22 protein-coding genes are annotated in these 24,894 nt (G+C 58.0%); 14 read left to right on the top strand and 8 right to left on the bottom strand.

Annotated elements, in window-relative coordinates:
* Window positions 1–41 precede the first annotated feature (41 nt).
* Window positions 42–1,115, bottom strand: coding sequence for a mechanosensitive ion channel family protein (locus tag HUU60_09515; protein ID NUL82945.1), 1,074 nt, complete (start codon window positions 1,113–1,115; stop codon window positions 42–44).
* Window positions 1,096–3,006 carry an alginate lyase family protein gene (locus tag HUU60_09510; protein NUL82944.1) on the bottom strand — a complete coding sequence of 637 codons (1,911 nt, stop codon included), beginning with the start codon at window positions 3,004–3,006 and terminating at the stop codon, window positions 1,096–1,098. Before HUU60_09510 ends, HUU60_09515 begins: the two co-directional genes overlap by 20 nt.
* 66 nt (window positions 3,007–3,072) lie before the next feature.
* Between HUU60_09510 and ndk the strand changes: the two genes are divergently transcribed.
* Both ndk and HUU60_09500 read left to right on the top strand, forming a co-directional pair.
* On the top strand, window positions 3,073–3,492 hold the full coding sequence (ndk, locus tag HUU60_09505; protein ID NUL82943.1) for a nucleoside-diphosphate kinase: 420 nt from the start codon (window positions 3,073–3,075) through the stop codon (window positions 3,490–3,492).
* 5 nt (window positions 3,493–3,497) lie between these two features.
* On the top strand, window positions 3,498–4,718 hold the full coding sequence (locus HUU60_09500; protein NUL82942.1) for a glycosyltransferase family 4 protein: 1,221 nt from the start codon (window positions 3,498–3,500) through the stop codon (window positions 4,716–4,718).
* On the opposite strand, the gene HUU60_09495 is transcribed toward HUU60_09500, so the two are convergent.
* Together HUU60_09495 and HUU60_09490 are read right to left on the bottom strand one after the other, a co-directional pair.
* Window positions 4,706–6,052: a VanW family protein gene (locus HUU60_09495; GenBank protein ID NUL82941.1), complete on the bottom strand. Its 1,347-nt coding sequence runs from the start codon at window positions 6,050–6,052 to the stop codon at window positions 4,706–4,708. The two genes, HUU60_09500 and HUU60_09495, sit on opposite strands and share 13 nt — an antisense overlap.
* 75 nt (window positions 6,053–6,127) lie before the next feature.
* Complete coding sequence (locus tag HUU60_09490) at window positions 6,128–7,552, bottom strand: cysteine--tRNA ligase (GenBank protein NUL82940.1); 1,425 nt, start codon at window positions 7,550–7,552, stop codon at window positions 6,128–6,130.
* 97 nt (window positions 7,553–7,649) lie between these two features.
* On the opposite strand from HUU60_09490, the gene HUU60_09485 reads away from it, so the two are divergent.
* The 3 genes from HUU60_09485 to HUU60_09475 are packed head-to-tail and all read left to right on the top strand — an operon-like array spanning window position 7,650 to window position 9,224.
* Entirely contained in the window at window positions 7,650–8,156 is a 507-nt protein-coding gene (locus tag HUU60_09485) for a hypothetical protein (GenBank protein ID NUL82939.1), read from the top strand.
* Between the two features lie 23 nt (window positions 8,157–8,179).
* On the top strand, window positions 8,180–8,680 hold the full coding sequence (locus HUU60_09480; GenBank protein ID NUL82938.1) for a hypothetical protein: 501 nt from the start codon (window positions 8,180–8,182) through the stop codon (window positions 8,678–8,680).
* Window positions 8,681–8,723: 43 nt separating this feature from the next.
* Window positions 8,724–9,224 carry a hypothetical protein gene (locus HUU60_09475; GenBank protein NUL82937.1) on the top strand — a complete coding sequence of 167 codons (501 nt, stop codon included), beginning with the start codon at window positions 8,724–8,726 and terminating at the stop codon, window positions 9,222–9,224.
* On the opposite strand, the gene HUU60_09470 is transcribed toward HUU60_09475, so the two are convergent.
* Window positions 9,221–11,206 carry a carbohydrate binding family 9 domain-containing protein gene (locus tag HUU60_09470; GenBank protein ID NUL82936.1) on the bottom strand — a complete coding sequence of 662 codons (1,986 nt, stop codon included), beginning with the start codon at window positions 11,204–11,206 and terminating at the stop codon, window positions 9,221–9,223. The genes HUU60_09475 and HUU60_09470 overlap by 4 nt on opposite strands.
* Before the next feature lie 61 nt (window positions 11,207–11,267).
* Here HUU60_09470 and HUU60_09465 point away from each other — a divergent pair, with 61 nt between their 5' ends.
* Window positions 11,268–11,825, top strand: a complete 558-nt coding sequence (locus HUU60_09465; GenBank protein ID NUL82935.1) for an HDIG domain-containing protein — start codon at window positions 11,268–11,270, stop codon at window positions 11,823–11,825.
* A 4-nt stretch (window positions 11,826–11,829) separates the two neighbouring features.
* Window positions 11,830–13,374 (top strand): MBL fold metallo-hydrolase, encoded by a 1,545-nt coding sequence (locus HUU60_09460; GenBank protein ID NUL82934.1) that lies wholly within the window; start codon window positions 11,830–11,832, stop codon window positions 13,372–13,374.
* On the opposite strand, the gene HUU60_09455 is transcribed toward HUU60_09460, so the two are convergent.
* From HUU60_09455 to rimO, 3 genes are read right to left on the bottom strand one after another with little or no spacing between them, the layout of a single operon-like run.
* Entirely contained in the window at window positions 13,371–14,537 is a 1,167-nt protein-coding gene (locus HUU60_09455; protein NUL82933.1) for a xylose isomerase, read from the bottom strand. The two genes, HUU60_09460 and HUU60_09455, sit on opposite strands and share 4 nt — an antisense overlap.
* Window positions 14,538–14,561: 24 nt before the next feature.
* Window positions 14,562–16,523, bottom strand: coding sequence for an AMP-binding protein (locus tag HUU60_09450; protein ID NUL82932.1), 1,962 nt, complete (start codon window positions 16,521–16,523; stop codon window positions 14,562–14,564).
* Complete coding sequence (gene rimO, locus HUU60_09445) at window positions 16,516–17,832, bottom strand: 30S ribosomal protein S12 methylthiotransferase RimO (GenBank protein ID NUL82931.1); 1,317 nt, start codon at window positions 17,830–17,832, stop codon at window positions 16,516–16,518. The genes HUU60_09450 and rimO overlap by 8 nt, the downstream gene beginning before the upstream one ends.
* A 180-nt stretch (window positions 17,833–18,012) precedes the next feature.
* Here rimO and HUU60_09440 point away from each other — a divergent pair, with 180 nt between their 5' ends.
* The 7 genes from HUU60_09440 to HUU60_09410 all read left to right on the top strand — a co-directional run bounded on the left by HUU60_09440 (window position 18,013) and on the right by HUU60_09410 (window position 24,884).
* Window positions 18,013–19,662, top strand: a complete 1,650-nt coding sequence (locus HUU60_09440; protein NUL82930.1) for a hypothetical protein — start codon at window positions 18,013–18,015, stop codon at window positions 19,660–19,662.
* Between the two features lie 113 nt (window positions 19,663–19,775).
* A complete protein-coding gene (locus HUU60_09435) occupies window positions 19,776–20,546 on the top strand; it encodes a hypothetical protein (GenBank protein NUL82929.1) in 771 nt (256 codons plus the stop codon).
* Between the two features lie 73 nt (window positions 20,547–20,619).
* Entirely contained in the window at window positions 20,620–21,384 is a 765-nt protein-coding gene (locus tag HUU60_09430) for a hypothetical protein (protein ID NUL82928.1), read from the top strand.
* Window positions 21,385–21,426: 42 nt separating this feature from the next.
* The gene (locus HUU60_09425; GenBank protein ID NUL82927.1) at window positions 21,427–22,380 is read left to right on the top strand and encodes a DUF1702 family protein; all 954 of its coding nucleotides are present in this window, start codon (window positions 21,427–21,429) and stop codon (window positions 22,378–22,380) included.
* Entirely contained in the window at window positions 22,377–23,144 is a 768-nt protein-coding gene (locus tag HUU60_09420; protein ID NUL82926.1) for an ABC transporter permease, read from the top strand. The genes HUU60_09425 and HUU60_09420 overlap by 4 nt, the downstream gene beginning before the upstream one ends.
* Window positions 23,134–23,880: an ABC transporter ATP-binding protein gene (locus HUU60_09415; protein ID NUL82925.1), complete on the top strand. Its 747-nt coding sequence runs from the start codon at window positions 23,134–23,136 to the stop codon at window positions 23,878–23,880. Before HUU60_09420 ends, HUU60_09415 begins: the two co-directional genes overlap by 11 nt.
* Window positions 23,877–24,884, top strand: coding sequence for an ABC transporter substrate-binding protein (locus HUU60_09410; GenBank protein ID NUL82924.1), 1,008 nt, complete (start codon window positions 23,877–23,879; stop codon window positions 24,882–24,884). Before HUU60_09415 ends, HUU60_09410 begins: the two co-directional genes overlap by 4 nt.
* The last annotated feature ends 10 nt before the right edge of the window (window positions 24,885–24,894 follow it).

The raw sequence follows: 24,894 nt of genomic DNA, 5'->3' as shown, positions 1-24,894 counted from the left end.
TCGCGGGGACGCTCGCCTTCCCGTCGCCTAGCCCTGTCCGGTCAACTTTCGGTAATCACGCGCCTGATCGGATAGGGGATCTCGATGCCGACCTCTCGGTAGCGTTTGTGCAGCGCCTTGACAAACTCGGACTGAAGCAGATATTGTGCGGTCGGGTCTTTCACCCTTAGAATCACAACGAACGTGATCGAAAAGTCGCCGAAGGTCTTCCATCGCACCAAGGGCGTCCATTCCGGATGGCCGCCCTCTACGGCATTCTGCACCTGTTGTCCGACCTCGACCGTGATTTTTTCGACGAACTCCAGATCGCTGTCGTAGGAGACCCCGCAAGGAATGTTGACCGAAGTCTCTTGGGCGGGCTGGTTGTAATTGATCAAAATGCTTTCGCTCAGTTTGCCGTTGGGGATAATAACGACGTTGTTCGACCAGAGTTTGATCTTCGAGTTCCGCCAGCCGATCTCTTCGATAAACCCTTCCTCGCCCGACTGGAGTTTTACCAAGTCCCCGATTCGCATCGGTCGATCGACGTTCATCAAGAAGCCGGCGGCTATGTTGGACAGCACGTCCTTCATTGAGATGCCGCCGATGATGCCTCCCACCGCGCCGCTGGCCAACAACGGTCCGGTGTCTATCCCTAGAATCCGAAGGGCATAAAGGCCGCCTAGCAGAATCACAACGACGTAGGCGACCTTTCTCAAGATACTTGCGCGGTGGGCAATCTCGGCGACGTTCTCGGCTTGACGGTGCGAGTATGCCTCGGCTGTGGCATTGATCACCCCGAATGCGGTAACGATGGCCAAGGCCGTCCAAGCGAGCGATAATCCTTTTGCAAGGCTCTCGGAGATGCCCGGCTTGTCCTGTATGAATAGGAGGCTGTCCACGGCATAGTAGATTCCGGCAAGCACGAGCGCCCAGACGACCAACCCTCTCGCCGGTTTGATCAAGAGGTCGCCCGCCATTCCTGGGTCGGGGCCCAAAAGCCGCATCATGAGACTCTTCCACGCGAGGCGAACGACAATGGCAGCGCCCAAGAAAAGCGCGAGAATCGCGCCGCTCGTCAGCCAATCGGCCAGCTGCGGGCGCGCCTCCCAGAACTCAGAGGACCAAAGAGGCATCGAATCTCCAAATCGCCTTTACGGGCAGGCTCGCGACCGGAATGGTCAAGACTGCTACCGAACAGCGAACTTTTTGACCAAATTGCGGCGAGTACCAACCTTCTTCTATTGCGATCGCAGGCAATCGGTCGCCGTCTACTCGGACGGTCAGCGCGCAATTCTCGCTAGTCGCCCTGACCGACTGTTCGTCAATCGCCGAAACCTGCCAGTCGGGATGAAAATGCCATCTCCACATAAGTTTCGCCGCCTGAGCGCCCTGTTTGGACATGATCGCGTCCTCGACCGTTAGCGAATTCGGTTCCCATCGAACGCCTCGCTGGTGCATGATGGGCGAATAGCCGTCGTGCACGGCGACCACATCTGTTGTGTCGTCGTTGCAGTCGACTAGGCTGGTTTCGGCGCGCTTGCCCCACAAGAAAGCGCCGAGATTCTGAGACTGGTCGGTATCGTTGACCTGCACGGTGTTGTGCGCGGCTGTGCTGCGAAAATGGTTGCGCCAGTCGGGGTCCTCGTGATAAGCGTACGTGCCCGAATCGATCAGGCACGGCTTGCCGCCGATAGACATCGCGATCGAAAGCGCGTCGGCGTGCCCATGGGCCGCGATGGAACCCAGCCCAAGCGGCCCGCAGTCAAACAAGGCGTAGAGAAGGCCATCGCCGCCGCGGAGCGAAACGAGCCCTCCTTGACGATAAACTGCTCGCTCCTTGAGCAATGATCCGCCGCTGGGCGCTTGGCCCGTCAACATGACGCACAGTTCATCGTGCGTCGGATCGAGCGCGGGCGGCGGCTCCTCGCCAAGCGCTTGCGCCAACGCCCTCCCGACCACAATGTGCCGGTTCGAGCCAATCGGCCAACAGGGCACGATCGACCCGTCGTCCTCATCTCCCAGTTGTGGCACATAGCCCGATTCGTCCATCACATTGCGGGCAAACGCCAGGTTTTTGACCAGCCTATCGCGAACCGTTTGATCGCCTTCCCATGCGCGGGCGTGCAGGCAGAACTCCCAGACGAACGGCAGGTAGCCGAAGGCTTGCTCGGCGTTAACGCCATCCTCGTAGAATTGCCGGGCGATCTCGCTCTGCAAGATGCTCATGCCCCTTGCGCGCCAAGCCTCGGACATTTGGCTGGGCAATCGCTCGGCCAGGAATGCCAGCGCCGCGGCCTCGCCTAGTACGTGGTTGTTGGCCGACGAACCGACCGAAAGATGCCGATCGATGAACTCTCCATGTTGAAGCAGCGCGCCCGCGATCGATTCGTGGTCTATTGCGACGTTGCTGCGCGAAATCCAGGCCCAAGCGTAGAGCCAGGCAAACGCCCTAATGCCGTGTTCGAGCGCAGAAGTCCAATGAATGCCATGGCCGCGAGGGTTTGTTTGAATCCAGTTTTCGAACCATGTAGCACAAGTTTGAGCGTACTTTTCATCGCCTGTAACCGCATAGGCTTGCGCCAAACGCACCAATGGCCCGCCTCGAGAAGGCTCCCAGACATACTTTACGCCGCCTGCCAAGTCGATTCGGCGATAATCCAGAGTCTTGGCAGACTGGTCGGGCCACTCTTGTCCCGACGCGTAGTTTTTGCGCCAGTTGGGCGGGTTGTCGAACTGGACGTCGTACCCAAAGAAGCGCCATCGGCCTTCCAACAGGGCATCGGCTTCTTGAACGAGCCTTGCCAAGGATTCGGAAGAGAGCGCTGAGAAGTCGTTCGGCAGTCGTTGCGCTTGTTCTCGAACGATCTCGATCGCAGGGCGCCGGAGGAGTCTTTCGGCGGTTTCGTGCGGGCTTTCCTTGGGCAGCGGCGATAGTCGGTCGCGGGCAGCCCGGGCCGCTCGCACCGCGATCTCGGAGGGGCTCATCGCCAACAAACGACGCATCTTCCATCGCAGGCCGCTCATGCCTGCTGATTATACTTGGCGGCTGGTATACTTGGCCTAAAGCAACCTCAGCCTCAGGAGGAGCGCATGAGCGAACGAACTCTTATTTTCGTCAAGCCCGATGGAGTGCAGAAGGGCTTGGTCGGAGAAATCATTTCCCGGTTTGAGCGCCGCGGAATTCGAATAGTCGGTCTAAAGCAGATTCACCCCAGCCGTCCGTTGGCCGAAGGGCACTACAGCGTTCATCGCGAGCGGCCGTTCTTCGAGGCGGTGGTCGAGTTCATCACATCCGGCCCTGTGGTGGCTATGGTTTTGGAATGTCCGAACGCCATTGAAGTGACTCGCTCGATGATGGGCGCGACCGATCCGTCCAAATCGGCTCCAGGGACGATTCGCGGCGACTTTGGCCTTGACATCGAGCGCAACATCATTCATGGCTCGTCCGATCCGGAAGCGGCGGCCTACGAGATTCCCTTGTGGTTTAAGCCTGAAGAGCTTTTGGCCTGATCGAGATGCCCGCTCGCGGCCAAGTTTTGATGCTGACTTGGGAGTATCCGCCTAAGATTGTTGGCGGCATCTCGCGAGTGGCGCAAGAACTCTCCGAAGCTTTGGTCGAACAGGGCTGGCGCGTCATTGTGGTTACGGCCTCGCATCCGGGGGCACCCGAACAGGAGAGCGTCAACGGCGTCGAGGTAACCCGAGTCGACCCCGGAGGCGACGACAGCGATTTTGTCGCTTGGGTCAAGAGGCTCAATAGCGCCATGGAGAAGGCGGCGGACGAGATCCTAGCTGGCATCGATGCGGCGACTCCGGTTGTGCTTCACGCGCACGACTGGCTGACGCATGCCTGCGCCGTGGCGCTCAAGGAGAAGCACAAACTGCCGCTAATCTCCACGGTTCACGCCACAGAGCACGGAAGGCACGGCGGCATCTACGGCGAGACTTCGCAATACATCCACGAGGTCGAGCGGAAGTTGGTTTACGATTCGTGGCGCGTCATCGTTTGTACGGAGTTTATGAAGGAGCAGGTCGCGGCGACTTTGGGCGCCCCTGCCGACAAGATGGATGTTATTCCGAACGGCGTCAACGCAGAGAAGTTCGAGTTTGGGTTTTCTGACGAAGAGAGACGAGCGTTCCGCGCCCGCTTTGCCGCGCCAGACGAGAAGATAGTCTTTTTTGTCGGTCGGATGGTGCCGGAGAAGGGCGCTCATCTCTTAATCGATGCGATGATGACGGTGAGGGCGCTTCAAAAGAACGCCCGATTGGTCATTGCGGGCGGCGGTTATCGAGATCATCTCGTCGGTTTCTCTCGCTTCATTCGCATGGGGCGCGACGTTACCTTTACCGGCTTTATCCCTGATAGCGATTTGCTCAAGCTTTATCGGTCGATCGATTGCGCGGTCTATCCCAGTCTTTACGAGCCCTTTGGCATTGTGGCGCTAGAGGCGATGGCCGCTAAAGCGCCTGTCGTGGTCTCCGATATCGGCGGCTTTCGGGAGATCGTCCGACACGAGATCAATGGAATCCAAACGTACGCGGGCAACTCGGAGAGCATCGCGTGGGGGATTTTGCGCTGCCTTCAAGACCCAGAGAGCGCGCAGAGGCGAGTGGAAGCGGCTTATAAAGACGCCACAGAGATTTTCAATTGGGAGCGTATTGCGAGCGCTACAGGCTCGGTCTACGATCGGGTCTGGTCGGAATATCTGGCCAGCGGCTGGGGTCAGGGCAACTGAGGCTCGGGCGCAGGCTTCGAGCCGACGGCAACGACCCTGGGCGACGCAGGATAGACGCTTAAACAGATTTGCTCATGCTTCACTTTTGCGCCGTTCTTGTACACCGTTCGATAGGTGGCCACTCGTCTGCCCGAGGCTCCCTTTTCGAGCACTTTCGTCTTGCCGGTCTCCAAGGTCGCCAAAGTCGTCTGCTTGGTCGGCGCGGGGGATGCGCTGAGATACCGGGTTGTAACGACGACTTTCTTATCCGGTTCGGGCGTGCCCAAGAAGCGAACGGTCAGGCTGGAAGCGCCGACGCTGACGTTTAGTGCGATCGCATGGTCCAAGCTGTTTTCGATCACCAGGTCGTGTCCCGAATCGGTTACTGTCGCATCGCGACCCATTGGCACATAGCCGATCGCCATCGAGTGGTTCGAACGCTTGACGATCTTTAGATCGGCCAACATCGCCGCGTTGAAAAGCGTGGACGACACTTGGCAGACGCCGCCGCCAATGCCCTGCTCTTTTTTGCCGCGAATGATGACCGGCGCTAGGCGATAGCCACGGCTGCGCAATCGCTTGCCCACCGTTTCGTTGTAGCTGAGTTTGTCGCCCGGCATGAGAATGAGGCCGTCCAGAGGCGACGAAGCCAGCGCGATATTGTTGTTACGATTCGTTTGGCTCTTTGGGAAATTTGTTGTAAAGCTGCCCAGAACGCCCGATATGTGGGAAAGTTGATCGGCCTTGATGGGCGCTTGGGCAAGCACTGTCAACGCATCAAAGGCGATTCGATCTGGTTGAGCATCCAAGGACACCCTCGAAAGTTCGTCAAAAAGACTCTCTTGCGCCATCGAAACGTCTAGAACGGCGCCGATTTCGTCCGGCAAGACGACCACTTTGCCCTCGCGCCAAACTGCTCGCGCATTCTTGGGCTGGCTGTCGTGCTCTTTCAACGGCTCCAACGCTCGATCGAATCGGGATGAATCGATGCTCCAAACCGCATCGACTTCAATTTGCGGGCGACCGATCAATTTCTCGACAGGTCCGGTCTGCTTCCATGCTTCTATGGCTTGCTTGGCCGTGGCTTCCACATCCAGTCGCACGCCCCACGCCCACAACGGTTTGGAAATTTCTGGTTTTTGGGCAACGACGGTCGGCGTGCGGCCGATTTTCTTCCAAGCGGCGGTTAGCTCGGTTTTCAGGTCTTCCTCGGTCAGCCGCTTGGCGACCATCCCGCCTACCTTAACCGTTGCCGAGAGCGGGGTCGAAGATTGAGCGGCATAGTAGATAGACCCGCCCGCTACAAGCGAGAGGGCGACAACGGTCAGGAGTACGGCAACGATCCAGCGCTTCATGCGTTTCTCTTCATCCATCCTGGGATCAAGCTTCCTTTACAATAAGTATCGGTCAAACCCGACAATTGTTCCAACTTATGCGCGTCGCCAGCTCGTGCCCTGCGCGCCGTCTTCCAACAGCAGTCCGATCTCCTTCAGGTCGTCTCGGATTTGGTCGGCGATTTCGAACTGCTTGCGGTATCTCAGATCTTGCCGCCACTGGATGACCTTCTCCATCAACGGGCCGATCAGTCCGTCGTCGGCTATAGTCTCGCTTACGAGCGGAATCCCCAGCGCGTCCTTTAGCATCCAACGCAGGGCCTCTAAAAGCGCCGCCCACTTCTTGGCGCCTTCGGCATCGCCCGTCGATCCGATCGCCGCCAAGCCGCTATTGATCTCTCCGATTAGTTCGAATACGACTCCTAGGGCGCCTGCCGTGTTAAAGTCGTCGTTCATCGCGGCTGTAAAGCGTTCGCGATAGGCTCTGGCCGAATCGTCGTCCGATGATTCTAACTCGCCGTGAGACGTCAACCACGATTCCGCTCTCGAGACCGCAGCTCGGATCCGCTCGTATGCCGCTTTTGTTTCGTCCAGTTTTTCGAAAGAGAACTCCATCGGCTTGCGGTAGGCGGTCGACATCAGGTAGAGCCTCAGCACCACGGGGCCGTATCGCTCTAGCGCTTCGCGGATGGAGACGACGTGTCCGGTCGACTTGGACATTTTTTCCTTGTCCAATCGAACGGCGCCCCAATGCATCCAGTACTTGGCAAACGGCTTGCCCTCTAAGTAAGCCTCGGATTGGGCGATTTCGTTTTCGTGGTGCGGAAAGATCAAGTCCGTGCCGCCCGCATGGATGTCGAACGTCGCTCCCAGGTACTTGAGGCTGAGGGCGGAGCATTCGATGTGCCAACCTGGGCGACCGCGCCCCCAAGGGCTGTCCCAGGCGGGTTCTCCCGGTTTGGCCGCCTTCCAAAGGGCAAAGTCGCCCGGATGGCGTTTCCGTTCGTCTACCTCGATCCGGGCGCCCGAGATCATCTCTTCGATCGTCCGACCGGAGAGTTTGCCGTAATCTTCAAACTTCTCGACCGCGAAGTAGACGTCGCCGTCCGCCTGATACGCGGCGCCCAGTTCGACCAGCCGCTCGATCATGGCGACGATGTCGGCCATGTGCTCGGTTACGGTGACGAATTTGGGCGGCTGGATGCCCAGTTCCATCGCATCGTCTCGGTACATCTTGCTGTACTTTGCCGCTATCTCTTCGGTCGTGAGACCTTCTTCTTGAGCTCGGCGAATGATTTTGTCGTCGATGTCTGTGAAGTTTTGGACAAAAAGCACTTCGTAGCCTAATTGCTCGAGCCAGCGCTGAACGACGTCCATAAACACGACGCCACGCATGTGGCCGACATGGGGCGGCGCCTGGGGCGTCAAGCCGCAAGCGTACATCGAGACCTTGCCCGGTTCGCGGGGAACAAAGGTCTCCGTCCTTCTGGTCAGCGTGTCGTAGATGCGCAGGTCGCCCATGGTATTTCGAGTTCGAACTCAAATTATACCGTTCTGCCGACGCGCAATCGTCCAAAATCGGGGTAGAATATGTCGGAAAGGAGGCTGGCGAGGGGATATGTTGCGACTCATGGCGGCTGTTTGTGCGGTCTTAGCAGTGGCCGGGCTATGCATGGCTCAGGACGTGAGAAGGGTGAACGTGGGACCAAACTTCTCGTTTAGATTTGTGGACTCGGTGACGAACACTGGGATCAGCCGAATCAAGGCAGGAGATACCGTCAGGTGGGTATGGATCAGCGGGTCGCATACGATCACATCGGATACGGGGTTGTTTAACACTTCATTCAATAGCACTAGCCCCCCATTCAATTTCCAGTTTAACGTGCCGGGTCAATACTCGTATCGATGCCAGCCGCACTTCTCTTTTGGCATGGTGGGCACGGTGATCGTGCTGCCTCGCGGGGACGTGGACGGCAACGGTTGCGTCGACGATGTCGATTTGGCACTAATCTTGCAGAGATTTGGAGAGTCGTGCGCCGGGTGCGGAGAGGATTTGAATCGGGACGGCATTGTGGACGATGTCGATCTTGCGATCGTCCTGACCGAGTTTGGCGTCGGATGTTGAGAACAACGCACAGGAGAAGGACAATGAGCAAACTGATATTGAGTCTGTTAGTCGCAACGCTGATCGGCACGGCGACATTTGCGGACGAGCGCGAAGTCATCGTCGGGCCCGATTCGGATTACTCCTTTATGGACGTGGTGTCGCACAATCGAACCACCAAGATCAAGACCGGCGATTCCGTGAAGTGGGTCTGGGAGACCGGCTATCACACGACCACTTCGGTCGACGGCTATTGGGACGCCGAAATATGGTTCGACAACCCGGAGTTCATCTACACCTTCAACACGCCAGGCGTCTACGAGTACGTCTGCACGCCTCACATCTTCCTCGATATGGTGGGCACCGTCATTGTCCATGCGCCGGGCGATGTGAACGGAGACGGTTGCGCGGACGACACCGACCTCTCGTTAGTGCTCGAAGCCTTCGGCCTAGACGGGAATCGGGATGAGGACTTGAACGGCGACGGTATCGTCGACGATGCCGACCTTGCCGAAGTTTTAACCTATTTTGGAACTGGTTGCTAATTAGTTTCTGTTAGCCAAGTAGAATACGAAAGGAGGCTCGCCCATGTGCAAGCTTTTGACCTTCTTGTCGTCTGCTTGGCTAGTTGTTTGTCTCAGCTGTGCCGATACCCGCACCGTCGTGGTCGATCCGCAGGGCAACTTTGACTTTGTGGATGCGGTGTCCGGCAACTCTCTCTCCAAGATCAAGGTCGGCGATACAGTCCGTTGGGTGCCAGGGCAAGGTTTTCACACGACGACCTCTCGTACCGGGCTATGGGATGCGATCATCTTTGAGGGGGCCCCCCCGTTCGAATACACTTTTACAGCAGCTGGTACGTACGAGTACCTTTGTGTGTTTCACGAGTTCTTCAACATGTTCGGCACGGTAGTAGTCCATTCGCCCGGCGATGTGAACGGCGACGGATGCGCGGACGATACCGACCTCTCGATGGTGTTAGAGGCCTTTGGGCTGACGGGCAATCGGCCGGAAGATTTGAACGGCGATCGGATTGTAGACGACGCCGACTTGGCCGAAGTTCTGGCTTTCTTCGGTACAGGCTGTTAGCGCAGTTCCATCGGCGTTACGATCTTTAGCGCAAACCTTGTCTGAGTTCGCGAGGCGTTGGGCAGTCCGAACAAGAAGTAGACGTCGGCGCCTCGCCGAGCTCTTTGGAGGAACGTTACGAACCAATTGTTGACGCTCGATAGACTCCCCAGCGATTCTCCTTGTCCCACAAACCGCAAGCCGATGGAACGCTCTGCGCTCAAGTCGTAGTTGGCCGTGAACACAAGCTGGCTTAGCCGAATGTTTGTGTGGATAGACGGCTGAGGATAGGTCAGCTCGAATCGTTCGTAAGAAGCCGCAAAGTGGGACTTCTCGTCTAAGGGCCATCTCTGCTCTAAACTGATGTAGCGGCTTTCGCCGCCGCCCTGCTTTCCAATCAGTACAAACGCGCTGCCCGAACGGTAGTTGTCCAGCACGTTCCAGCCATGCGATACGCTCATGTATCGGTCTCTAAACGGCGGTCGATTGCCTGCCGTGTAAGACAGGCTGAACGAGCGATGCGATCGCAGTCGAACGCTAAAAGTTCCGCGCGCAGTCTCGTCCAACAGGCCGCCCGTTGCGCGCTCGCGCTTGTTTAAGAAGGCTGAAGCTGTCCATGAGAGAAGAGCGCTGGAGGAAGGCCGATCGAACCAGAAGACGAACAGACGTTGGCCTCGAAATCCGGTTTCAGGCACAAACCCGGTGGAGGGGGCAAACCCTGCCGTTACTTCGCTGAACGCCAAGTCCCAATTCAGCGTCCTCTCCGGTCCCGAGTATCTTAGATTGACGGTCGAAGATGAACCAGACTGAGCGCCGGAATAAACCAGATGCGACGCATAGGCGGCGTATTGACCCAAGCGTTGTTTGATCGTATACTCAAAGTCGGCTCCGTAGACCTCTTCGTCGATGCCATTGTGTCGCCCGGCCAGACCCATTGCTCCGATATGCGACTGGGGTGCGAACTGATACTGGATCCGTCCTACCGACAGCCCTTTCCCAGCGTTCGTCAACCCCAATGCGCCATATTGGATTGGGCCAGAAGTTCCAAACGTCTTAAACGCGGCGTCAACTTCCCGCGCGCGAAGAGAGTAGAAGACGCTCTGGGGAGGAAAGAAGCCGGCGCCCTCCTGAAAGAAGGGCCGCGTTTCTTCCAACGACTTCTCTGTATAGGAAAAATCGATGCTCGCCACGTCGCCCAGAATATTCTCGAAATCTGGGCGCACGGTCAGCTGCGCCGTGGATCCGTTCGCCATCAGATACTTCGCGTCCAATCCGATTCGACCGTTCTCATTCATACGGTCCGCCGATCCGATCGCGTAGGGCATGATCAAAATCGGACGCCTTGGGTCGGGAGTCCTTAGACCGACCCATCGAGCGTGCTTGTGCTCGTCCATAAAACGTTCCATGTTCGGAAACACATGGTAAGCCTCGTCCCTCGGTATCGAGCGAATGAACGCAACGCCAAACGCCGTCTGCCCAGACGGGTAGCGCAACAGCCTGAACGGGATTCTGGCCTCTAACTCCCAACCTGATTCGGTGGTACGGGCCTTGGCCGTCCAATCACCGCTCCAGCCTATGACCTCTGTGTTTCCGCCCGGCGTGTCCAGTTTCTGAGTGCCCAAAGGGTTCACTTGGAACCAGTAGGGCGTGCGCCTTCGGTCTTCCGGATCGATTAGGATCGCGAACAGGTCGTCGTTCTCGACCTTGCCGTCTCGCTTTTTCTCTTGTGCGATGATCTTGTTCGGCTCAGGATCGCTCAGAATTGCGGCGATGTACAAGGCCTCGGAATCGAAACCGAGATAGACGACGGACTTGAAAGCGGACGGCTCCCCGCTCTTGCCGTCCCAGAACTGATCGATGGCCGCCGCTTGCGACCACTCTGCCGCTTCCACTCTCCCGTCGATCGTGGGCGCGGTTTCGAGTTCGCGCGCGGGCACCGAGCCGTAATCCTGCCCAAATGCGGAACCCAAAACCAACGCAACGAAAGCCCCCCAACCTTTCACGCCCATATTCTACTTCCCTGTGCAGGTTTCACGGTCTAACTTGACGAAGCCTTTCATTCCGATGAACAAGACGCGCGAGGATGCCTGGGCGCTGCTCTGTCGATACACGCAGTCGGAGAATCTTCGCCGCCACATGCTTGCGGTCGAAGCGGCGATGCGCCATTATGCAGCGTTGTTGGGAGGCGATCCCGATCAGTGGGGCATGGCCGGGCTATTGCACGACTTTGATTACGAGCAGAATCCCACGCTGGACAAGCATCCTTTTGCCGGCATGGAGATTCTGCGCGCCGAAGGATGGCCGGACGAGTTTATACAGACGATCGCCAGCCATGCGCCGCACACGGGCCAGCCCAGAGACACGATCGAGCGCAAAACGCTCTTTGCGTGCGACGAGCTTTGCGGATTTGTAACGGCGGTCGCGTTGGTGCGCCCGTCCAAGAAGCTCAGCGAGGTTGAGCCGAGATCGGTGATCAAGAAGATGAAGGACAAGGCCTTTGCCCGTGGAGTCAGCCGCGAAGACTTGGTTTTAGGCGCCGAGGAGTTGGGCCTGCCGCTGGAAACGCACATCCAGAACGTGATCGACGCGCTGTTGCCCATCGCGGACGAATTGGGAGTATAAGGAAGTGCAGATTACATTTTGGGACGGGATCGGTTGCATCGGCGGCAACAAGATGCTGTTAGAGCGCTCTGACGGGCGCTTCTTGTTGGATTTTGGCACGAACATCGGACGTTCGAACCAGTTTTACGACGCCTTTTTGCAATCGCGGGAATCGGCGACCGGCGTTTTCGAGCCGATTCGGATGGGTTTGCTGCCCAATGTCCAAGGCCTTTATCGGGACGATTTTTTGTGGGGCGGCGCTCCTGACGGTCCGGCCGTCGAAACGCCCGACGCGCTGTTGCTTTCTCATGCCCATGCCGATCATGTGGGCGCGGTTAGTTACCTGCGGCACGAGGTCAAGGTCTATTGCACGCTGATGTCGGCGGCCATGATCAGGGCTTTGGAAGAGACCTCGACCTTTTCTCAAGGCGTCTGCGTGATGCGGATGAAAGAGACCAATGAGGAGGGTTTGATCAAGGGCGTGCGAGGGAAAGTATCCGAGCCCAAGACCGAGAGGCGTTGGCGGCCCTATTTCAGCGCCGATAGAGCGCCCTCGAATGAACTCGCGTCTATCTGGGTCTCCAGAGTAACGGCTGAAGAGAAGTATAACGAACCGCTCGACTTGTCGCATGACCTTCCAGACGGGGTTAAACACTGGCCTGTGGACCACTCCATCTACGGCGCCTGCGCTTTTGGCGTCGAAACGGAAGCGGGCTGGGTGGTTTACACCGGCGACCTTCGATTCCATGGCAGCAATCGAACGCTCAGCGAGGCGTTTCGACGCGAGGCGGCGGCTCTCGGGCCCAGAGCCTTGATCATTGAGGGCACGACCTTATCGCCAGGCAAGAGCGCTAAGTCCACAGACACTGAATTAGAAGTGCGCGACCGGGCCGCCGATTTGATGCGAACGGCCGAAGGGCTCGTCGTGGCCGACTTTTCGCAAAGACATCTCGAACGGCTTTGCCTGATGTGGGAGGCTGCTCGAGCCAGCAATCGCACGCTGGTTATTCCTGCCGACGACGCCTATCTGCTCTACATGGCCAGTCTGGCCGCCAGCGAACATGAGAAGTTGCCCCAGTTCGATGAGATCGCGATTTTTGTTCCTTATTCGACCGGACATGACAAGACCTGGCGAAAGAAGCTGGACGATTTCTTGCCGGATGTCCGAAGGCTCGCCCCGCCCGAAGTACGAGCCAATGCAGGCGAACTTGTCCTTTGCATCGGTTACTTCAATCTCAACCAGTTGCCCTATGTCGCACCCAAGCAAGGCGGTCTGTGGATACGTTCTAGCAGCGAGCCCTTTAACGAGGAGATGGAGCTCGACATCAAGCGGCTTAAGACTTGGCTGGACGAGTTTGGTTTCCGATACGCGCCCGATGAGGAGGAGGATCCGTTGCACGTCTCGGGCCATGCGTCGCCCGAAGACCTGTTCGAGACTGTGCGCGCGATACGGCCCCAGACCCTTATCCCGATCCACTCCGAGCATCCCGAATTGTATGAGCCCTTGTGCCAAGAGTTGGGAATCGAGCTGTGGATTCCGCAACAGCCAGGCGACCAGTTCGGCGTCTAGCGGACGCCTAAGAGCAGTTCGGTTGTCAGTTGGTCCAACTTCTCATACATCAGGCCGCGCGAACCCATTGCCGTTCGATCGAAAGATCGGCTCCTTAAAGCCTCCGCGCTGCCGGCGGAGTAGTTTGCGCACAATCCCTCTAACTCAGGGTCGCCCGAACGAATCTGATAGAGAATTTCCTGGATGTCGGGGTCGGCGTTGAAGCGCGCGGCTTTCTCTTTCAAAATCAGATAGGTCTTCATGCAGCCGCGGGCAAAATCCCATACGCCTTCTTGATCTTCGGTTCGATAGGCGTGCGCGTCGAAGTGTCGCGGGCCAGCGTAGCCGTTGTCCTCTAGGAGCTTTACCAAAAAGAAAGCGCCCTTAAGGTCTTCCGCTCCAAAGCGCAGATCTTGATCGTAGCGCGCCAATTTCTGGCCGTTCAAATCGATATGAAAAAGTTTCCCGCGCTCCAAGGCCTGCGCTACGGCGTGCGTAAAGTTCAAGCCGGCCATGTGTTCGTGCGCGACCTCTGGATTGACGCCGCACATGGCCGGATCGTCCAGCGTCTCGATAAAGGCCAGCATGGAGCCGGTGGTGGGCAGGAAGATGTCTCCCCTCGGCTCGTTCGGTTTTGGCTCTAGCGCGAATCGAAGCTTATACCCCTTATCCTTCACATATCCGGTCAGCCAGTTGATGCCCTCGCGCATCCATTTGATCGCCTGAACGGGGTCTTTGCCGGCGTCTGTCTCGGTGCCTTCGCGCCCGCCCCAAAAGACGTACGTCTCTGCGCCCAGCTCGACCGCCATGTCGATCGAAGCCATCGACTTTTGAAGCGTGAAGGCCCGTACTTGCGGATCGTTGCTCGTGAACGCGCCATCCTTGAACGCCGCATCGAAAAAGAGGTTTGTCGTACCCATCACGACGCGCATTCCAGTCTCATTCAGCGCCTGTTTGAACTCGGCTACGATTCGGTCCCGCTCGCTCGGGGTGGCATCAATGGGGACCAAGTCGTTATCGTGAAGGTTCACCCCATAGGCGCCTAATTCGGCCAACTTGTGGACGATCTGCACCGGCGTAACGCCGGGGCGCACAAAGTCGCCGAAAGGGTCGCGCCCACGGTTGCCCACCGTCCAAAGGCCAAAAGTGAACTTGTGCTCGGGCTTGGGTTGATAGTCGCTCATGGTAGTTGCGATGATTCCGCGCGATCAGCCGTTTTCCTGTGAATCGCGCAGAGCGGCGACGGCTTCGAGCGCCGACGGATTTTCGAGAGCGGTCAAGTCGCCCTGAGGCTCTCCCAAGTAGGCTGCTCGCAGGGCGCGTCGCATCACTTTGGCGTTTCGCGTCTTTGGCAAATCCGATACGAACTTTACCGCCTTCGGCGCCATGGGTTTGCCTAACCGTTGTCCGGCCAGTTCGATTAGTTCTCGTTCCAGTTCAGGCGTCGGCTCGGCGCCGGGCTTCAGCACTGCGAACGCCACCGCCGCTTGGCCTTTCAGTTCGTCCGGCACGCCAATGACGCCCGCCTCGGAGACCATCGGATGCTCTACGAGCGCCGATTCGATTTCTGCCGGCCCGACGCGCTTGCCCGCGATCTTGAGCGTATCGTCCGCCCTTCCTAGGATGTACCAATAGCCGTCCGCGTCTTCTAGACAGAGATCGCCGTGATACCAGAGATCGGGCCATTGGCTCCAATAGGTCTCTACATAGCGTTCGGGATCGCGCCAAAAGCCCCGCGTCATGCCGGGATTGATGTTGCGAACGGCGAGCAGACCGACCTCGCCCTTTAATCGCTCTCCGCGCTCGTTGAGGACTGCGACATCGACTCCCGGGTTCGTCGTGTTGAAGCAACAGGGCTTCAAAGGTCGCAATTGCGTGCAGCCCAATATCCCGCCCGATATTTCCGTCCCGCCCGAATAGTTGATGATCGGCGCGCGTCCCTTGCCGACGTTCTTCAGCGTCCAAAGCCACGGTTCGGGGTTCCACGGTTCGCCGGTCGATCCGATCAAGCGCAATCGATCCATCGCCCATCGCTGAGGATGTTCTTCGCCCGATCGCATCAGCGCGCGGATCAATGTCGGCGTCAACCCCAATACGCTGATGCCGTGCCGATCCGTCATCTGCCAAACGCGATCGGGAGTTGGAAAGTCGGGCGCGCCGTCGTACATGAAAAGCGTCGCGCCTAAGATGAGGCTGCCCATGATGACCCACGGCCCCATCATCCAACCAATGTCGCTCAGCCAACTGACCGTATCGGTCGGTTTGACATCGAAAAGATGAAACATGTCTTGCGCCGCTTTGACCGGAAACCCGGAATGGATGTGATAGGCGCCTTTCGGCTTGCCGGTCGTGCCCGACGTGTAGATGATCATGCAGCCCTGATCGGAAGGGAAGGCGGGGGGTGAAAACTGGTCGTTTTCGGACAAGACGTCTTCATAGAGCCGATCTCTGCCCTCTGTCATTTCAGGCGAGCGGCCCGTCCGCCTTACAACAATGCAATGCTTCAGCGAAGGGATGTTGGCCGCCGCTCGGTCCGCAACGGATTTCATATCGACGACCTTTCCCCTGCGATGCGTTCCATCGGCCACAAACAGAACTTTCGCCTCGGCATCGTTCATGCGAACTTCGAGCGGCTCATGGCCGAACCCAGAGAACAGAGGCAGTGCGATCGCTCCTATCCGAGAGATCGCCAGGAGGGCGATTGCGACCTCGGGGCAGAAAGGCAAGAACAGACCGACGCGGTCCCCCTTTTGAACTCCCAACTCAATAAGACCGTTCGCCAATCGATTGGTTTCCCCAAGCAACTCGGCATAGGTATATCGTCGAGTCGCGCCCTCTTCGCCTTCCCAGACCAGCGCCGTGCTGTTTCCATTTCCCGCCGCAATGTGGCGATCCAGCGCGCTCTCGGTCCAATTGAGCGCGCCGCCTGCGAACCACTTGGCCCACGGCTTACCGTCGATCAGATCGAGCGTTTGACGATACGGCGTCTTCCAAACGAAGCCTGCGTCCTCGAAGAAGGCCCTCCAAAACCAATCGGGGTCGTCGACAGATCTGCGCAAAAACGCTTCGTAGCTTTTAATGCCGTACCGCTCCATTTGGCGCGTAATGTTGGCGTCTCGGATGGACTCTTCGCTGGGGGTCCAGGCAACCGGCAGATCGAATTCAGTCATTCTCGGAAAAGAGATCGTAAACGTCGGCTCTCGTTATCTGGGCACTGACCATCTGACCGGGTTTGAGGTCGCCCTTTATGAACAACTGGCCGTCGATCTCTGGCGCGTCGCGAAAAGTGCGGGCAATGGCGTACTGCCCGTTCCGGCCTTCTACGATCGCCTCTAGCGTTCGGCCCACCCAGGTTTGATTGCGCCGAAGCGAGATCGGTTGCTGAAGCCGCATCAGTCGGTCGAATCGCTCGCGCTTGATCCGAGTCGGTATTTGATTCTGCGCCTCTGCGGCGGGCGTGCCCGATTCCTTGGAATAGAGAAAGGCGCCCAATCGATCGAACTGAGCCTCTTTGACAAAAGCGAGCAAGTTCTCAAACTGTTGGTCCGTCTCGCCGGGATAGCCGACGATGAAGGTCGTCCGTATGGCGACATCCGGCATTGCAGATCGGAGTTTCTCGATCATCCTTAGGTAGGTCTCTGCGCTGCCTGGGCGTTTCATTGCTCGGAGCACGTCTCGATCGGCGTGTTGCAGCGGCACGTCGATGTAGGGCAGGGCTTTGGGCAAAGTCGCCAGCGTCTCGATCAACTCGTCCGTTACCCGCGAGGGATAGCAGTAGAAGAGTCTGAGCCACGCGATTCCGTCGATCCCGTTGAGACTTCTCAACAGTTCGGGAAGCATGAACTTCTTGTAAAGATCGTATCCGTACTGGGTGGAGTCCTGCGCGATCAGATTCAGTTCGACCGCGCCTCGTCCGGCCAGATCGCGCGCCTCGTCCAGAATCCTCTCGATCGGTTTGGAGACATGGCGACCCCGAAACGAGGGAATGGTGCAAAACGCGCATTTGTGATCGCAACCTTCCGATATCTTGAGATAGGCGGACCAGGGCTGTCCCGCTCGCGCCCGCGTGCCGACATCGGCCCAGCGATGATGCGGCGGACGAACGTCGAAAAGTTGAGCCTTTGAGGCCAGCGTCTGACTCATCACCTCGCCAAAGCGTCCCATCTGGCCAACGCCGACAAAGGCATCGACGCCCGGGAGTTCTTTTACAATCTCAGTCCCCATCCGTTGCACAAGGCAGCCGGCGACGATCACCTTGCCTGCTTTGCCCTTCTGTTTGTCCGAGAGCGCCTGCCTGATAACCTCGAAGCCTTCCTTTTTGGCAGATTCTAGGAATCCGCAAGTGTTGATCACGATGGCATCGGTCGAATCGCCGTTCGCAGACAATTCGTAGCCGTCTGCAGCCAACACGCCTGCGATTTCTTCCGAATCGACCTCGTTTTTGGCGCATCCGAGAGTGATGATTTTGACTGAGGGCATGAGATTCCAAAAATTATACCGGGAAAGAAGGAATCCGCCCTCTTCGCGGCGAATAGTTCGTTGGAGATTAGTAAAGGAGATATTGCCGCATTGCGTTGTTCTTCGCCGCCCTATGTCGCCTGATGGTTATCGCCCGTGCAACGGGATTGCCATAAACGAGAATCAGGAGGTATGTCCGACATGAAGCGCACAACGCTTACGCTGATCGCGGTCAATTTGATCGCGCTTTCCGCCGCACAGGACTGCTTGCCAGTCTTTATGCCGACGGACCAACTTCCGCCTTGCGCAGAATCTCCTATTTCTGAGTACCTGGCCCAGCAGCACCAAATGTACGGGCCCGACATCATCATGCGCAATCCGGCTCACCACGGATTTAACAACTGTATGCCCCCGCCGCCCGATGGCGGCCAGCAGACCCACCAGTTTGGCTCGAAGGTCAACTTCGAGATCTCCTTAGATCGCGGAAACACCTGGATGGCGATGGAGGCGGAAGCCGATTGCTTGGTCATGGTGCGCCACCGTGAGACCATCCCAGGCACGAGAGTCTTCGACACCGAAATGCTGCAGTTGAATATTCAGGGCGGCACGCTTCCGCCCAATGTGATGGTTCGAGAAAGCCCAACATTGCCCTCCGCCGGTGTAACGCGAATCTCGTCTGTCGCTGGCGGCTTTCGAATCGACAGTTTCTTCGACGTCTTTACCGAGCTGAGCCTGGACGGCGGCTTAACGTGGATGCCGGCCAACACGCCTGGACACGTCTGCCTGCAGTACGACACGCAGGCGCTGATGTCCGGATGTGGCAACGGCGATGGCAGCGCAACGGTCTTAACCGACATGTTCGGCTCGGCTGCCGGCTCGTTCGCAGACGGGTTTGGCGGCGACGAGTTTGATCCGAGAGGAGCCTTCGTCAGAGACGCGCCCACTTTTAGCGTGGGGACGTTCTTCTTTGCTCCAACGATCGCGAGAGAGCTGTTCACTTCGAATATCGAGTGGCCTGATGCGCTGGGCTTCAATCCGGACGTTAGCGTTTCGCTGACTCGCGTCGAACGGGGCCAAGTTACCGACCGGGACAACGACGGCCAAAACGACTACCTTGAAACCGAGTTCGACATGACGGCGCCCTTCTCCATGAATGTCAAAGTCATTCAAGAGATGGTCTGCTGCCCAGAGCCCACTTGGATGGTTACTTACGTGATGACGAATACTGGGCTTGGACCGGCCGACTTCAGTATGCATCGCGTCTGGGACATCGACCAATACTGGTCGGGCAGCTTCACCAATGAAGAGGTCGGTGTAGCGGGCAACGGCGATCCGCTTGGTCCGGTCGTGTTCCAGCGAGAGTTTGGCGCAGCGTTCGCCGCGACGACGATGGGCCTCAGCAGTTCGCCTTCGGCCGACTTCTACTATGGCGGCAAGCAGGCTCACATACCGACGGGCGGAGGACCGGCGTTCGGGTTCGGAACCGATGTGCTTACCTGGAATAACTACGGGATGCCGCTGACTTGGCGCAACTATGTGGCGTTTCTGGGCTATAACATAGATGGGGCCAGCGGCGCCGCCAACGGAGACGGACATATCGCTCTGGAGCATATGGTCAGTTTGGCTCCGGGAGAGACGAAGCAATTGACCTACTATCACGTGTACGGCGGTCTCAGGCCGACCCGCGTGACAGGGGACGTCAACTGCGATGGTTGCGTGGACGACACGGACCTGGCGATCGTGCTGAGTCTGTTCGGAACGAACATGAGAGCCGGCGATGTGAACCTGGACGGAATCGTCGACGATACGGACTTGGCTATCGTTCTGGCCAACTTTGGACTTGGCTGTTAAGACGAGGACGCTGGAAGGGACGCTACCATCTGTACCTCCAGCGCATTGAATCAGAAGCCGAGGAAGGGCCTCGACGCCCTTCTTCGGCGAATCTAGACTGGAGGTAGATGCAAATGCGTAAAATGACGAGTTTGACGCGCGGCGCAGTGTTGAGCGCGCTTGCGGCAGGCTGCATCGGCGCGGCAATGGCTCAGGGGACGTTTCCTGGCCCCGATCTTCCGCCGCCGCCGGGTACGTACATCAGCCCGGACCTCTTTCACATCCTGTTTGCCAACGGGATCGTGATAGAAGACCCGTCGCACGCGCGCTTCACCAACTCTATGCCGCCGCCCCCGCCAGGCGGGACTCAGATCCATGAGTTCGGTTCCTTCCTGACATGCAGGGTGGTGTTGCCTGACGGTACGACCGTGCCCGCAGTGATGCAAGGGAACGTTGTCGTGCGGGTCCATGGCTTGCCGCCCGGCGAACCAGAAGTTCGAACGTTCGAGACCGAGATGCTACAGATGAACTTGGTCGGCACCGTGATGGGGCAGTTGGTGCGCGTTCGAGAAAGCCCGACGCTTCCTTCGCGCGGCGACATTCGCATGAGGGCGCTGCCAACAGGCCAATTCAGAATCGACAGCTTCTTCGACATTTGGGTCGAAGTCAGCTTGGATGACGGACAGAACTGGATTCCTTCGACCAACGCGGGGCATGTTGAGCTGTCGCGCGGCGGTTGCCCGGGCGGCGACGTTAACGGCGACGGAATCGTGGACGATGTCGATCTGGCGCTTGTGCTTTCGACGTTTGGCACAAACGATCCGATGGGCGATGTCAACGGAAGCGGTCTCGTGGACGACACCGACCTTGCGATCGTCCTTCGGGACTTTGGCAAGAGTTGCTAGGTCCTAGGCCAAGAACCAACGCATCCTGAGCGCCTTCGGGCGCTCAGGATGAAAGAAAAAGGAGGTTGCACCCATGCCAAATGTGCATGGTCGTTTGTTTGCTACGCTGTTCGCCTGCATTTTTGCGGGCGCTGTTCTCGCACAGGGGACTTTCCCCTCTCCCAACCTTCCTCCCCCGCCAGGCACCTATATCAGCCCAGAACTATTTCATGTTTTATTTGCAAACGGCATTATTATCGACGACCCGTCTCACGACAAGTTTCAACCCACGACGCCCCCTCCGCCGCCTGGCGGAACCCAGATCCACAACTTCTCCTCGATCATCCGTTGCAACGTAGAGTTGCCTAGCGGCGCCCGGTTCCCCGTGTTTATGAACTGTGTAACGGTCGTTCGCGTTCATGGCAACCCGCCCGGCCCGGATCCGACCGTGCGCACCTTCGATACCGAGATGCTGGCGCTGAACGGGAGTTTCATGATGGGCGGTATGGTTTGGATGATACGGGAAAGCCCAACGCTGCCGTCGCGAGGCCAAACGAACATCAGGGCGCTTTCGACCGGTGAGTTTCGAATCGACAGCTTCTTCGACATTTTTACGGAACTGAGCATGGATGGCGGCGCCTCCTGGATACCCAGCACTAACGCAGGCAGAATGAAGCTGACCAGGGGCGGTTGTCCGGGCGGCGATATCAATGGCGACGGCATGGTTGACGATACCGACCTTGCGATCGTGCTCTCGACCTTTGGCACGAACGACCCGAGAGGCGACGTGAACGCCGACGGCGTCGTCGATGACACCGACCTGGCCATCGTGCTCGCCGACTTTGGACTCAGTTGCTGACAGACCAGTTGGCTCCGAATGCTTGGAGCCCGTTAACCGACTATGGTGGCCGAGAAGATCGCAGGGCAGACTAAGGGTCTAGGCCTTGCCGCCCTGCGGTTGCGGCTATTCGGACTCAGCCTCGACGAAGCGACCTTCGTTCGTCGAGGCTTTCGTCCCACTGTGCCCGAGAAGCAAGCTCGGCTGGAGAGAGTCGGCCAGACGTTCCTAACAGGCTACCTAACTGCCATTCGAACGAACGACCCAGCGTTGGTCGAGCAAGACCTTAGGGGTATTGACGGCGAGTTCAAAGGATTCGCCTACGAAGGCGCGGCGATGGGCCTCTTCCTGCTGGACACGGTCGCTCCATGGCGCAAGGATCGATGGTCGAGTTTCGCTCGCGGCGCGGGCGAGCCTCACCTCTACATGGCGCACGTTGGGGCCGGCTGGGTCTTGGCAAGGCTCAAAAGGTCGTTCGAACGCTCGACCCGATCGATGGATCCGCTCCTCCGATGGCTGACTCTGGACGGGTACGGTTTTCACGAAGCCTACTTCAAACCCGATCAGACGGTCGCATATGGAAAACGACCGAATATGAATGGATATGCGCCGCGCGCGTTCGATCAAGGCGTGGGCCGCGCCGTTTGGTTTGTATCCGGCGGCAATTGTCAGAGAGCGTGCGATGCGATCGAGAATCTTGAAACGGAGCGCAGGGCGGACCTTTACGCAGGTTTAGGCCTAGCAACGACTTATGCGGGCGGCGCCGACGAAGAAGAACTCGGCTACATTGCCGATAGATGTGGCATCTATCTTGCAGATGTCAGGCAAGGCTCGGCATTTGCCGCAAAGGCAAGGCAGAGGGCGGGTTTTGTGCCAGATCATACAGAACTGGCCTGCCAAGTTTACGCAAAGATGTCCGCGGACGAAGCGGCCAAGGCGACCGATGACGCTTTGATCGATCTGCCGACCGGCGATTACGAAGAGTGGCGAACCCGAGTTAGGAAAGCGCTATCGTGAACAACAGCAAACTGAGGAGAACCTTGTTGCCGGTCGGCGTCGCGCTGGCCTCGCTCTTTGTTTGGCACGCTCTATGCGCTACCGGCGTCCTTTCTCCCACCATTTTCCCCAGTCCGGCGCAAGTATGGGACGCCGCGATTAAAGAGATTGGCAACGGCCGCCTTCTGAACGACGCCATCGCCTCGCTCTATCGGGTCATGGCCGGGTTCCTGTTGGCCGCGCCCGTCGGCGTCGCGCTTGGCCTTTGGCTCGGCCTCAATCAGACTGTTCGAACGGCGCTGCTGCCCGGCATCAACTTTATGCGCAGTCTCTCGCCCTTAGCCTGGATACCCTTTGCCATCGTCTGGTTCGGCGTCGGGGACTCGCCGACCATTTTTCTCATCTTTATGGCCGCCGTGTTTCCGATCGCCATCTCGGTCATCGCGGCCTGTTCGACGATTCCGTCGGTCTACTATAAAGTGGCTAAAGATTACGGACTGCGATCCGTCGAGAGATTGGTGAAGATCACCATTCCGGCTATCGGCCCGCAATTGATCGCGGCCTTCCGAATAACGGCGCTCCTTTGTTGGCTGGTAGTCGTCGCAGCCGAGATGATCGCAGGCAGGGACGGCCTTGGCTTTGCCATATGGGACTCTCGCAACGGCCTTCGAATGGATCTGCTGGTGCTCAACATGATCGCGATCGGCCTGATCGGTATCGCAGCGGATCGAATAATTGCGCAACTGACCAAACTGCCAAACGTTCGGTGGGGCTATGAGCGGTAGCGCGATCTCTGCCAAGGATGCGGTCATCCGCTATGGGGATTTGCTGGCGGTGGACGGAGTCGGCCTGGACGTAGCGCCCGGCGAGTTTGTCGCCTTGGTCGGACCCAGCGGTTGCGGCAAGACCAGCATACTGGCCGCGCTGGCGGGGCACATCAAACTTTCATCGGGATTTGTAGAGCGATCCGGAGCCGCCCGAATGGTCTATCAGCAAGACGGGCTTCTCCCTTGGATGACCGTGCGCGAGAATATCATGCTCGCCCTGAAGAACATTCGCTCCAAACCGGAGAGAGAAGAGCGCCTGAGCGAGATGCTTGAATTGACCGACCTGAAGGAGTTTGCAAAGTCCTTTCCCCATGAACTTTCCGGCGGTATGCGCCAGCGCGCCGAACTGGCCCGCGCCCTGGCCGGCGACTGCTCCGTCCTTCTATTGGACGAGCCCTTCTCCTCGCTCGATTGCCTGACGCGAATCCGACTTCGGCACGAATTGGCGGTAATTTTAGAGAAAATGCCTCGGGCCGTGTTGATGGTAACGCACGATGTGCCCGAAGCGGTCCAACTGGCCGATCGGATCATTTTGTTGAGCGAGAGGCCGGCGCAAGTCGTGATGGAGATCAAGATGAATAAGCCCCGACCGCGCGAACTGACCGATGAGTCGGTCGTCGGGGCCGTATCCCAGATTCTTACCAAACTGGGTCTGACCGGGAACCATCCTGCGCTTATGGGAGGCGCGCAATGAAAGCCGCATCGATAGCCTTGGTGGTCATTCTTGCATTTGTCGGCGTAGCGCTCGTCCGCTTAAAACCGTGGCAAAAGCCTGAACAGGCCAGAGCCAAGCAAGAATTGAGCGTCGGCTTCCTGCCTGTAACCTGCCATCTCACCTGTCCGGTTACGGACTTTGCCACCAAGACGAGCGATTCGTCGCGGTTCGTGTCTCAGAAGTTTATGGACTTTCCGACCGTAACCGAAGCGATGCGGGCAGGACGGCTTCGAGCCACATTCATGATCGCTCCGCTCGCCATGAAGCTGCGCTCCCAAGGGCTCAACGTCAAGATCGTCTATCTTGGGCATCGAGACGGCTCGACCGTAATGGTGGCAAAGGACAGCCGAGCAAAGGATCTGCGCGACCTAAAGGGCAAGACCTTCGGCATCCCCAGCAAGTACAGCAACCAATACCTGGTCATCCGAAAGCTGATGGAGGACCAAGGCGTGGGAGAGGACGAGATTCGCTTTATCGAGGTGCCGCCGCCCGACATGCCGGCCGCCTTAGAGACCGGCGCTATCGATGCCTACTTTGTCGGAGAGCCGCACGCGGCTAAAGCCGAACTGGCGGGAACGGGCCGCGTGCTTTATCATGCAAAGGACATCTGGCCAAACTTTATCTCGTGCGCTCTGGTCGTAACCGACGATCTGATTAGGGACGAACCTGAACTGGTGCGAGATTTAGTGCGCGGCATCGCCGAAAGCGGCGAATGGGCAGAAACGCATCGTCTTGAAGCGGCGAAAGTCGTCGCGCCCTACTACAGGCAGGACGAGAAGCTGTTGAAGTACGTCCTTACGCAGCCGCCCGACCGAGTGAGCTATGTAACTCTAGTGCCCGAGGACGAAGAACTGAAGAAGATCATGGACATGGCGCTCAAAGTAGGCGTGATCGATAAGCGGGTCGAAATGAAAGATATGATCGATCGAAGCTTCATTCCCCAAGAGATCAAGCCGGCCAAGATCGACCCGAACAAGTCCTAGGAACTGAACA

The sequence above is a fragment of the Armatimonadota bacterium genome, assembly GCA_013359125.1.
Lineage (GTDB): Bacteria > Armatimonadota > Fimbriimonadia > Fimbriimonadales > GBS-DC > JABWCR01.
This window is presented reverse-complemented; position numbering and strand designations above follow the sequence as displayed.